The organism is Duganella lactea (assembly GCF_009857505.1).
GTDB lineage: Bacteria > Pseudomonadota > Gammaproteobacteria > Burkholderiales > Burkholderiaceae_D > Rugamonas > Rugamonas lactea.
The window spans coordinates 130,598-141,901 of record NZ_WWCP01000012.1; the positions used below are offsets into that span (position 1 = coordinate 130,598).

General features: G+C 62.2%; 10 protein-coding genes and 1 pseudogene. 6 read left to right on the forward strand and 5 right to left on the reverse strand.

Annotation, left to right across the window (positions count from 1 at the left end; translation table 11 throughout):
* Window positions 1-110 precede the first annotated feature (110 nt).
* The 3 genes and pseudogenes from GTP44_RS12345 to GTP44_RS12355 all read left to right on the forward strand — a co-directional run bounded on the left by GTP44_RS12345 (window position 111) and on the right by GTP44_RS12355 (window position 3,637).
* On the forward strand, window positions 111-1,745 hold the full coding sequence (locus GTP44_RS12345) for a methyl-accepting chemotaxis protein (protein WP_161019669.1): 1,635 nt from the start codon (window positions 111-113) through the stop codon (window positions 1,743-1,745).
* A gap of 347 nt (window positions 1,746-2,092) precedes the next feature.
* A pseudogene (locus GTP44_RS12350) lies at window positions 2,093-2,346 on the forward strand (helix-turn-helix domain-containing protein); the annotation flags it as partial.
* Window positions 2,347-2,353: 7 nt separating this feature from the next.
* Window positions 2,354-3,637 carry a methyl-accepting chemotaxis protein gene (locus GTP44_RS12355; protein WP_308494340.1) on the forward strand — a complete coding sequence of 428 codons (1,284 nt, stop codon included), beginning with the start codon at window positions 2,354-2,356 and terminating at the stop codon, window positions 3,635-3,637.
* 104 nt (window positions 3,638-3,741) lie between these two features.
* Here GTP44_RS12355 and GTP44_RS12360 read toward each other — a convergent pair whose 3' ends face one another.
* Window positions 3,742-4,446 carry a siderophore-interacting protein gene (locus GTP44_RS12360; protein ID WP_229256888.1) on the reverse strand — a complete coding sequence of 235 codons (705 nt, stop codon included), beginning with the start codon at window positions 4,444-4,446 and terminating at the stop codon, window positions 3,742-3,744.
* Between the two features lie 35 nt (window positions 4,447-4,481).
* Here GTP44_RS12360 and GTP44_RS12365 point away from each other — a divergent pair, with 35 nt between their 5' ends.
* The gene (locus GTP44_RS12365) at window positions 4,482-4,940 is read left to right on the forward strand and encodes a MarR family winged helix-turn-helix transcriptional regulator (RefSeq protein ID WP_161019672.1); all 459 of its coding nucleotides are present in this window, start codon (window positions 4,482-4,484) and stop codon (window positions 4,938-4,940) included.
* A 3-nt stretch (window positions 4,941-4,943) separates the two neighbouring features.
* Here the strand turns inward: GTP44_RS12365 and GTP44_RS27495 are convergent, their stop codons facing one another.
* Complete coding sequence (locus tag GTP44_RS27495) at window positions 4,944-5,207, reverse strand: hypothetical protein (RefSeq protein ID WP_229256301.1); 264 nt, start codon at window positions 5,205-5,207, stop codon at window positions 4,944-4,946.
* A gap of 304 nt (window positions 5,208-5,511) precedes the next feature.
* On the opposite strand from GTP44_RS27495, the gene GTP44_RS12375 reads away from it, so the two are divergent.
* Entirely contained in the window at window positions 5,512-6,408 is an 897-nt protein-coding gene (locus tag GTP44_RS12375; RefSeq protein WP_161019673.1) for a manganese catalase family protein, read from the forward strand.
* A gap of 15 nt (window positions 6,409-6,423) precedes the next feature.
* Here the strand turns inward: GTP44_RS12375 and GTP44_RS12380 are convergent, their stop codons facing one another.
* From GTP44_RS12380 to GTP44_RS12390, 3 genes are all read right to left on the reverse strand, one after another.
* Window positions 6,424-7,569: a PAS domain-containing hybrid sensor histidine kinase/response regulator family protein gene (locus GTP44_RS12380; protein WP_161019674.1), complete on the reverse strand. Its 1,146-nt coding sequence runs from the start codon at window positions 7,567-7,569 to the stop codon at window positions 6,424-6,426.
* A gap of 69 nt (window positions 7,570-7,638) precedes the next feature.
* Window positions 7,639-9,957: a glycoside hydrolase family 31 protein gene (locus GTP44_RS12385; RefSeq protein WP_161019675.1), complete on the reverse strand. Its 2,319-nt coding sequence runs from the start codon at window positions 9,955-9,957 to the stop codon at window positions 7,639-7,641.
* 87 nt (window positions 9,958-10,044) lie between these two features.
* Window positions 10,045-10,662 (reverse strand): cation efflux transmembrane domain-containing protein, encoded by a 618-nt coding sequence (locus GTP44_RS12390; protein ID WP_161019676.1) that lies wholly within the window; start codon window positions 10,660-10,662, stop codon window positions 10,045-10,047.
* A 60-nt stretch (window positions 10,663-10,722) separates the two neighbouring features.
* Here GTP44_RS12390 and cadR point away from each other — a divergent pair, with 60 nt between their 5' ends.
* On the forward strand, window positions 10,723-11,130 hold the full coding sequence (gene cadR / locus GTP44_RS12395) for a Cd(II)/Pb(II)-responsive transcriptional regulator (RefSeq protein WP_161019677.1): 408 nt from the start codon (window positions 10,723-10,725) through the stop codon (window positions 11,128-11,130).
* The last annotated feature ends 174 nt before the right edge of the window (window positions 11,131-11,304 follow it).

The following is an 11,304-nucleotide window of genomic DNA, read 5'->3' on the forward strand; positions in this document are numbered from 1 at the left end:
AACCTGTTACATATGTCGCTGACCTCTGCGCTGCACCGGGCTGATATCTATTGTATGTGTGTCCGAATAAAAGGCTTGGACCTTAAGTTACTTTCAAAATTGGAAACGCTATGAATTTATCAAATTTCAAGATTGGAACTCGTCTCACTGCAGGCTTTGCCGCTGTGTTAGCCTTAACTGTGATCCTGGGCATATTTTCTATTACCCGCCTAGCGACTGTTAACGATGCAACTAAAGACATCGCCACCAATTGGCTGCTGGCGACCCGCTTGCTTGGCGATTATCGGGCAGTAATTGATGGCATTCGTCGTGCGGAAGCACAACACGTCATGGCCAACACCGATGCGCAGTTCACCCAATGGGAACAGCGCATTCAAGAAAGCAAAGCCAAAGCGACGACCGCTATAAATGGCTATGCGAAGACGGTAGATACCGATGCCGAGCGTAAGCTGCTGGATACCATTCGCAGCTGTGAGGCCCGTTACTACGCGGCACAAGTAGACTTGCTTAAAGTTTCACGCGCGACGGACGGCGTTAACGATGAATTGCGAGCTTTGTACAATGGCCCCTCGCTGGATGCCTTTAAAGCACTGAATGCGGCAATTGAGAACGACGTCGAGTTTCAAAGTAAGGAGGCGGACCGAGTCTACAACATTTCACAGGACACTTATTCAAGAACCAAAATTTTAGTCATCGTCCTTTTGGCCGTTAGCGTTGCTATAGGAGCCATATTGATATGGTTGATTACCCGCTCAATCACAAAGCCGGTCAGCAAAGCCCTCCAACTGGCTGAAGCTGTAGCTGCCGGGGATTTGACTTCCCACGTGAGCGAGGGCGGCAAGGACGAGATAGGACAATTACTTAGCGCATTGTCGAAAATGAACTCAAACCTGACCAACATCGTGGCGCAAGTGCGAGAAGGGGCGGATGCGATTGCGACCGGATCGACCCAGATTGCTTCAGGAAACTTGGACTTGTCGTCTCGAACCGAGCAGCAAGCGAGCGCGCTTGAGGAAACCGCGTCCTCGATGGAGGAAATGACGTCGACTGTAAAGCAAAATGCCGATAACGCGCGCCAGGCCAATGCCCTGGCAGGTTCGGCTTCTGATATCGCCGTCAAGGGTGGTCAAGTTGTGTCCGATGTAGTGGAAACGATGGGCGCCATTGATGCGTCAGCACGAAAGATCGTAGAAATAATTAGCGTGATCGATGGAATTTCTTTCCAAACTAATATCCTTGCCTTAAACGCGGCTGTTGAGGCGGCGCGTGCCGGCGAGCAGGGGCGGGGTTTTGCGGTGGTAGCGACCGAAGTGCGTAATTTGGCGCAGCGTTCGTCGGCTGCCGCGAGGGAGATTAAGTCGCTAATTGACGAGTCAGTGCAAAAGGTCAATGTCGGTAGCCAGTTGGTCGCGCAGGCAGGCAACACGATGGAAGAAGTTGTGGCGAGTGTCCGCCGCGTAACAGACATAATTGGCGAGATTACCTCAGCAAGTGGCGAACAAGAATCTGGAATCACTCAGATAAACCAAGCCATCACAGAGATGGACGGTGTGACGCAGCAAAATGCCGCCTTAGTTGAAGAGGCCGCAGGAGCGTCGGCGTCTCTTCAGGAACAAGCTAGCAAGCTGGCAAAAGTAGTTAGCGTTTTTCAGATTAAGAAGGGGCAACCGCATTCGACTGTCACACGCGCGCCTCAGCCGCAAGCCGAACTCCATTCAAGCAGGCGCATACAGGAGTCACTGTAGAGAAAATGTCCATAAAAAACTATCCGGTATCAAGACATCCTTAGGGGAGGCGGACTGGGAACAGTTCTGAAGATAAACCGTTCTGGCTGCTAGGTACGCCACCATGCCGCAAGGCGCAGCAAGCGGCGCCACTGACAGCGTCGGTCAGTGCCCCCAGAGAGCGTAATGCCGGCGGGGCCGGCATCGTCACCTGACCAGGCGGCCTTTATGAGTGCACGAAGCCAGCATTGACATGTAGTAGTTCAGATCTGATCGTACAGTAAGGCCTTGCCAAGGGTGGGGTTACCCGGTTTGATAGAGGTGCGAATCTTTATTAAACCAGCGCGTAAGCGCCAAGGAGTAGCCCCATGCGTAGTTTTCCTCAGAACGCCATTAAACACAAGGTCGGCCTGCTAAATTTGGCTGCCGAACTCGGCAACGTGTTCCGTGCCTGCAAGGTGATGGGATTTTCCCGAGATACCTTTACCGCTACCAGTCGGCCGTTGAGTCGGGCGACGTGGATGCCCTGATCGACGACAATCGCAAAAAGCCCAACATCAAGAACCGAGTGGATGAAGCGACCGAGGCTGCCGTTCTGGCCCTCACGTTGGAGCAGCCGGCGTAAGGCCATGGTCCAGGAAGGCAAAACGGCGGCGGCCGGCGCCTACCTGCTGAAGGAGCTGCGCCCGCCGCAGACTGAATTCTTCAGCGCGCTGGCGGCCATGGCCGACTTCCAGCAGGAACGGATGCGCAACGATGGCGACGAGGCGGCAGCGGACGGCAAGGCGGCCATCATCTTCACAATCACGCTGACCATCTTCGCCAGCATCACCGCCATCATCATCGGCATCATGACGGCGCGCTCGATCACCCGCCCGGTCAACCGCGCCGTAGTGCTGGCCGAAGCCGTGGCCGCCGGCGACCTGAGCCAACAAATCGAGGTCACCAGCACCGACGAGGTCGGCAAGCTGCTGCAGGCACTGAAGAACATGAACGGCAACCTGCGGCCCATGGTCGGCCAGGTCCGCGCCGGCACCAACGAAATCGCCACCGCCAGCACCGAAATCGCCAAGGGCAATATGGACCTGTCGTCGCGCACCGAACAACAGGCCAGCGCACTGGAGGAAACGGCGTCGTCGATGGAGGAGCTGACCTCGACCGTCAAGCAAAACAGCGAGAACGCCCGCCAGGCCAACCAGCTGGCGCAATCGGCCACCGAGATCGCCCGCAAAGGGGGCGCCGTGGTGGCCGACGTGGTGACCACGATGGGGGCGATCAACACCTCGTCCAACAAGATCGTCGACATCATCGGCGTGATCGACGGCATCGCCTTCCAGACCAATATCCTGGCGCTCAACGCCGCCGTCGAGGCGGCCCGCGCGGGGGAACAGGGCCGCGGCTTCGCGGTCGTCGCCTCGGAAGTGCGCAATCTGGCGCAACGCTCGGCCGCCGCGGCCAAGGAAATCAAGGTGCTGATCGGCGACTCGCTCGACAAGGTCAAGATCGGAAACGACCTGGTGTCGAACGCCGGCACCACCATGGTACAGGTGGTGAGCAGCATCGAGCGCGTGACCGACATCATGAACGAAATCACCGCCGCCGGGCGCGAGCAGGAAGCGGGCATCGAGCAAATCAACCAGGCCGTCACGGAAATGGACTCCGTCACCCAGCAGAACGCGGCGCTGGTGGAGCAGGCGGCGGCCACCGCCGCACTGGAGGAACAGGCGGCGCAACTGTCCAAGGTGGTCGGCAAGTTCAAGCTCGACGACAGCGTGGCGCCACCGGCGAGGTCCGCGCCGGTGGCGCGCGAGGCCGCCGCCACCAAGCCAGCGGCGCTGGCGCTCGCCGCCATCCCGCCACGCCCGGTCCCAGGGGTATCGATCCAGAAAGAACCGGAATGGGAAGAGTTCTGAACTGATCCCTTCAGCCCGCGCTTCGCGGGTGTCTCAAGCAGCGCGGCGCGCGGCAGATGATGATGCGGAATGGCGCATCGGCTGATGCGTGCCGCGCCCGCTCCTCACAGGTCTTCGTGGTGGCCGGAAGCGCCCTGCTTCCAGTATGCCGAGATGCGGGCGGCGTCGCGCGGGTGGCCTTTGTCGGTGAAGACGGCGTCACGCACTTGCGCGGCGGCGGCCGCTTCGCCGGCGAACCAGAAGAAGCCTTCGCCGGCCGGCAGTTGCAACGCGCGGATCGCCGCCAGCAGTGCTTCGCTGTCGGCATAGCGTTCCAGCACTACTTGCGCTTCGCTGCGGAAGGGCAACGCGCCGGCCTCGTCACCACAGACCAGCACTTGTACCTGGGCGCCGGCGGGCAGTTCCTCCAGCCTGCGGCGGATGGCCGGCAGCGCGGTGGCGTCGCCGGCCAGCACCAGCCAGTCGTAATCCATCGGAATGACCATCGAGCCACGCGGCCCGCCGATCGAGGCGCGCTGCCCCGGCGCGACCTGACGCGCCCAGTCCGAGGCGGCGCCGGTGGCGTGCAGCGCGAATTCGATGGTCAGCTCGCCGGCCGCGTTGTCGTAGCCGCGCGGCGTGAAATCGCGCCGCACCTCGTCGCCGACGAAGAATTTCACATGATCGTCATAGGAAGCCGAGACAAAATCGTGTAAGGTCTCGCCTTTGAATGTTACGCTGACGTAGTTCGGCGCCAATTGATCAACCTTGACCACCTGCAGTTCGCGCAGTTTCAGTTCGTGCCGCACACGTTGTATCCGTCCACTCATCATCTGCTCCAGAATTAGTTGACAATGTCCACATTATGAGCAACAAAGTTAATAAAGTCAACCAATCCGAACAGGTGTTCGACACGATCCATTCGATCATGCATTTGTTCCGCGCGCGCCAGTTGCGCGGTCTGCGCGATACGCCGCACGAGCTGACGCATATGGAGTACAAGGCGCTGGGCTTTTTTGCCCGCCATCCGGGCGCGACCCAGGGCGATCTGGTGGCGCACTCGGGGCGCGACAAGGCGCAGCTGGCGCGCCTGCTCAAGGGCTTGCGCGACAAGCAGTTGCTGGAGGCGACGGCCGACGAGGCGGACCGCCGCGTGACCCGGCTGACGCTGAGCCCGGAAGGCGCGCGGATGTTCCACAGCCTGAACGATCTGGGCGCGCAAGCCGCCGCCATGGCGCTGGCGGGCTTGAGCGCGGATCAGCTCGGTCAGTTGCAGGCGCAGCTACAGCAAATCCGCGACAACCTCGAAGCGGACGACGCTTAGACCTCAGAGCGGCACATTGCGGGTGGCCGCGCTGATCTGCTCCAGCGGCACCTTGGGCGAGCGGTCGGCGTTGAGCAGGCCGTTGGTCTCCTGATAGGTGTCGGCGAATTGCGTGTAACAGAAACCGCTGAACATGATGGTCTCGTTCACCACCCGCAGCAAGGCGCGGTAGCGCTCCAGATAGGCCGCCGCGTCGCCGGCGCGCGAGTAGCCCCAGGTGTGCCCTTGCGGCGCGCCTGCATCGAGGTCAGATTGGGCACGCCCCATGATTCGTTGAACGGCACCCACACAATCAGGCACAGATGGCTGTAGTCGCGCGCGATCGCCTCGGTCCACTCCTTCACCAGACGGGTCATCGAGCGCGGGCTGAAGGCGTAGGCGGACGGCATCTCGCCCCAGACCAGCAAGCCCAGCGGCTGCATCCACTGTCGAGCGATAAAAGCGGTTAAGCTCTACATAACCGCTGGTGACAAGATGCCAGCGCGGTCTTACAGGAATGGGCGCGGACCACCGATACGCAACCCAGCCGAAGACTCCTAAGATGAAGTCACAACCATCTAAGGAGACTCATATGTTCGCTCATAACAAACGCCTGCAATACACCGTGCGGGTCAGCGAAACCAATCCGGGCCTGGCCAACCTGATGCTGGAGCAGTTCGGCGGCCCGCAAGGCGAGCTGGCGGCGGCGCTGCGCTACTTCACCCAGGCGCTGGCCGAGGAGGACGCCGGCCGCAAGGACATGCTGCTCGATATCGCCACCGAGGAGCTGAGCCACCTGGAGGTCATCGGCAATATCGTGGTCATGCTCAACAAGGGCGCCAAGGGGCGGCTGGCCGAGGGCGTGGAACAGGAAGCCGAGTTGTACCGCGCCATCAGCGGCGGCGGCAACGACAGCCATGTGACGCAGCTGCTGTACGGCGCCGGCGCGCCGCTGACCAATTCCGGCGGCGTGCGATGGACCGCCGCCTACATCGACACCATCGGCGAGCCGACCGCCGACCTGCGCTCCAACATCGCCGCCGAGGCGCGCGCCAAGATCGTCTACGAACGGCTGATCAACCTGACCGACGATCCCGGCGTCAAGGAGGCACTGGGCTTCCTGATGACGCGCGAAATCGCCCACCAGAAATCGTTTGAAAAGGCGCTGTACGCCATCCAGCCCAGCTTCCCGCCGGGGAAAATGGCCGGGCGGCCCGAGTTCACCAGCGTCTACTTCAATCTGTCGCAGGGCGGGCCGGCGCTGCACGGCCCGTGGAACAACAACGACAACTGGCAGACCGTCAGCGACCGCGACGCGCAATGCGCGGTGGACGGCGGCGACGGTTCGGCCTCGGTCGGCCTGACGACGGCGGAGGAGGCACTGCTGAAACGCATGGCGGCGCGCACCATGTCCGATCCGGGCGCCGAACCGCTGACCGGCGCGGAACTGGGCGCCGGCGCAGGGGTCAATCATCAGCAAGTCATTTAAGGCCCCGCAGGACTTTCACGCTGGCGGCAAGCTCGCCGCCAGTGCCGGGAAGTACAGCGACACCGTGCTGCCCTCGCCCACGCGCGACGCCAACGTCAACGCGCCGTCACATTGCTGCATCAGGCCATACACCTGGCTCAGTCCCAAGCCGGTGCCCTTGCCGACTTCCTTGGTGGTGAAAAAGGGTTCGATGGCGCGCGCCATGGTGTCCGGCGTCATGCCCATGCCGCCGTCGCGCACATCGATGCGCACATAGCGGCCGGCAGGCAGGCGCGCCACCTCACCGTCCGCCAACGTGACCGCCGACAGGCCCAGATGCACATCGCCACAGCCATCCATCGCGTCGCGCGCGTTGACCACGAGATTGAGCAGCGCCGACTCGAACTGCGTCGGATCGAGCAGCGCCGGCGGCAGGCCGTCGTCAAGTCGCAGATGCAGGCGCATGGCATCCGGCAGCGCGCGGTGCAGCACCGTTTCGAAAGAGCGGATCACTTGGGCAGCGTCGTGCGGCGCCAGCAGCAAGGGCTGCTGGCGGGCGAAGGCCAGCAGTTGCTGCGTCAGCGCCGCGCCACGCTGGGCCGCGCGCGACATGGTGTCGATGGATCGGCTGACGATGGCCGGGTCGCGCGCCATGCGCAGCAATTCCAGGCCGTTCATGATCACGCTGAGCAGGTTGTTGAAATCGTGGGCGATGCCGCCGGTCAGTTTGCCGAGGGCTTCCAGCTTCTGCGACTGGAACAGCTGCTCGCGCGCGCGTTCCAGCTGCTCGGCGGCTACGCGCCGCTCGGTGATGTCCCGCGTGACCTTGGCGAAACCGAGCAACTCGCCCTCCGGATTGACGATCGGATCGATCACCACATTGGCCCAGAAGCGGCTGCCGTCCTTGCGCACGCGCCAGCCCTCGTCCTCGAACTTGCCGCTGGCGCGCGCCACCGCCAGCGCCTTTGCCGGGCGGACGTTGGCGCGGTCTTCATCGGTATAAAAGATGGAAAAATGCTGGCCGATGATCTCGTCCGGGTGGTAGCCCTTGAAGCGTTGCGCACCGGCGTTCCACGTGATCACCACGCCCTGCGGCGACAGCATATAGATGGCATAGTCGGTCACGCCCATAATGAATTGGCGGAACCGTTCTGCCTCAATGGCGTCGACACTTGGCTGCATGGTTATCCTCTGGGCTCTGGTACATGAATTTTACTTGAGCCCAAAGGAAAACTGGTGAAATGTGCGCGCCTACCTGCCGATCACCTTGACCGGCGCGGCGCCGCCGCCACTGAGCTTGCCGGCGGCGTCGTCCCATTTGAGGACGGCGACGGTCGACTTGCCCTTTTCATAATCGTAGCTGACGCCATCGTCGTCATACAGGCGGAACTCGCCGCTCTTGCCCGGATAGACATTGATGCTGGCGATAGCCTGTTTGGTCGCGGTGGACTGGATCGCGGCGCCGACCGGCACAATCGAACCGGCCTTCACGAACAGCGGAATCTGATCGATCGGCGCGGCGACTTTCACCCAGCGGCCGCCGGACAACTTCTCGTTGGTCCAGAAGTTATACCAGTCTGCGCCGGCCGGCAGGTACACGTCCTTCGAGGTCTGGCCCTGCTGCGTGACCGGCGCCACCAGGAAGGCAGGGCCGAACATGTACTGCGTGCCGATATTGGCCACATTCGGATCGCTGGCGAAGTCCATCCACAGAGGGCGCATGAACGGCGCGCCGGTATCATGGGTGTACTTGGCCTGCGAGTAGATGTAGGGGATCAGCTCATACCGCAGCTTGTTAAAGCGCGCCATCACCGCCTCCGCCTGTTTGCCGAAAGACCAGATCTCGCCCTCCTTGCGGTCGCCGTGCAGGCGCAGCGTCGGCAGGAAGGTCCCGAACTGGAACCAGCGCGTCATCAGCTCCGGATAGTCGCGGTAATTGCCCACCACGTTGACCGCGTCCGATGGATCGAGCAGCGGATGCTGGACGTCCGACGTCACCTGCGTCAGTTTCTGCCAGCCGCCGATGTCGTTGCCCCAGTAGGCGATGCCGGAGGCGGTCATGTTCAGGCCAGTGGGCACCTGGCGCGCCAACGCTTCCCAGGTCGGCTTGATGTCCGAGGACCAGAACAGCGCGCCGCTGCGCTGCGACCCCAGATAGGCGGCGCGCGACAGGATCAGCACCCGCTTGTTCGGCTTCCACGCGCGCAGGTTCTCGGCCACGCCCTCCACATGCAGCAGCGGGAACAGGTTGTGATAACGGTCGCCCGAGCCGATCGAATAGAAGAAGCCACTCGGCACCAGATCCGGCTCGGTCTCGTCCAGCCACGGGTAATCGAAGCCCTGCGACAGGATATTGTCGCGCGCCTTCTCCCAGAACCACTTGCGGGCGGCCGGATTGGTGGCGTCGATCAGGCCACCGGTGCGGTCGGAGCGGAACGGCAGGCCATCGACGGTCTTGCCATCCTTGTCCTTCAGCAGATAGCCTTTGTGATCGAGTTCATTGAAGTAGCGGCTCGACGTCTCATAGCGCGGCCAGATCGAGATGATCGACTCCATGCCCATGTCGTGCAACTGCTGGTTCATGCCCTTCGGATCGGGGAATTGCGCCGGATCGATATCCATCTGGCCCATGCGGGTCCAGTAGAACCAATCCAGCACCATGATATCGAGCGGGTACTTCTTCTCGCGGTAGGTCTTCGCCACGCGCATCAGCTCCTGCTGGCTGTCGTAGCGGGCCTTCGACTGAATCAGGCCGAAGGCGGACTTCGGCGGGATCGGCGTCTTGCCGGTCACGCGCGCGTAGCCCGAATAAATCTCTTCCGGCGTGGCGCCGGTGATGATGAAGAAGCTGACACGCTCGCCCACGTTCGACTGGAAGCCGGTGCGGCCGTTGACGCCGGCGACAAACCGGGTCGCGGACGGATTGTCCCAGACGATGCCATAGCCCTTGGACGACACCATGAACGGCACGCAGACGCTCTCCCCTGCCGGCGCATCGTACCAATGCTTGCAATCGAGGACGCGGCCGCGCAGGTCCAGAGGCCCCAGCGACTCCTGATTCTGCCCCATGCCATAGTAATGCTCATCGCGCGCCACCGAAAACGAGGCGCCGACCTGGAACGTCTTCTCGGTGTTGACGGTTTGCGGCGACATCTCCCAGCCGGTCAGGCTGACCACCTGTTCGCCCCGCGCATTGAGCACCTGCAGGCCGACCGGCGCCAGCGACGGCGCGAAATACTTCTGCCCCTGTGTCGGCACCGATGGCGGCGGCGCCGGATTCACGCGCACCGTCATGGCGGAAGACGTAAACACATCGCCATCCTTGCCGGGGGCGTGGCGGAACGCCTGGTTATCGGCGTTCTTCGGCAGAATGCCGTAGCCGGGGCCTTTCAGCACCTCGTCCTTGTCGACCGCGATGGTCACATGGACCACATTCGGGCCATACGCCTCGATCGACACGAAGGCGCCGTCGCGGTCGAGCGTAGCGATAGGCGCGGCGAAAGCGGAAGTGGAAAACGCAAAAGCGGATGCGAGCGCGGTGAATACCGGCGTGGTTGCGAGCTGTCTCATAAGCCTCTCTTTCAATGGAGATGTGCCAGCATTGTGCTTCTGCATTTTCAACAACGCAATTACGAAAATCACCAAATCCAACAATGTTTATGCCGTCCGCAACTCCCTCCGGGCCTGGCCGATCACCTGCCAGGCGCCGCTGACAGCCAGAAAGCCCATCACCAGCGCCACCGCCAGATCCGGCCAGGCGCGGCCCGCGCCGAACACGCCCAGCGCCGCCAGCATCACCGCCGCGTTGCCGATGGCGTCATTTCTGGTGCACAGCCACACCGAGCGCATATTGGCGTCGCCATCGCGATAGGCGTACAACAGCAGCGCCACGCCGCCGTTGACCAGCAGCGCCAGGAAGCCGATCGCCCCCATCACAAGTGGTTGCGGCGCGCTGCCGGTGGCCACATCCCACGCCACCTTGGCCAGCACGAAAGCGCCGTAGGCCGCCATGGTCCAGCCCTTGACCAGCGCCACGCGGGCGCGCGAGGAGGCGGCTGCGGCCAGCACCATCAGCGACAGCGCGTAGTTACCGGCATCGCCGAGGAAATCGACGGCATCGGCGAGCAGCGAGGCCGAATCGCCACCCAGGCCGCCGGCCAGTTCGACGCAGAACATCAGCGCGTTAAGCACCAGCGCAATCCACAAAATGCGGCGATAACGGCGGTCCACCACCGGCTTGGTGGGCGCACAGCCGCCGGAACAGCAACCAGACATGAAACCTCCCTTGATGTATAGTCGCCATTACAAACCCTGAAGCAACTACAAGGTCAAGCGATGAGAATCGGAGAACTGGCCGGGCAAACCGGCTACACGGCGGAAGCGATCCGTTACTACGAACGTGCCGGGCTGCTGCCCAAGCCGGCGCGCACCGCCAGCAACTACCGCCAATACGGGCCGCAGCACCTGGAGCGGCTGCAATTCATCCGCCACTGCCGCGCGCTAGGGATAGCGCTGGACGCCATCCGCACCCTGCTCGCCGCGCGCGACGCCCCGGAGCAGAGCTGCGGCACCGTCAACGCCATGCTGGACCAGCACATCGCCCAAGTCGGCCAGCGCATCGCCGAACTGCGCACGCTGCAACAGCAACTAACCCACCTCCGCGGCCTGTGCGGCCAAGACCTGCCAGCGCGCGACTGCGCCATCCTGCACCGTCTGTCTGAAAAAAACGGGTGTCAGGTCTGACATTCGCACACGGGCTCAACTGCGGAGCAGTTGAGCCCGTGTGCGAATGTCAGACCTCGTATATTGAACCTACCGCGCCATCGCCGGATAATGTGGAGGTGGCAACGGTCAGGCAGGGTGACGCCGACCAGACTTTGGGTAGTTGAACCCGTGTGTCAGATAGGCGCCCTTGTC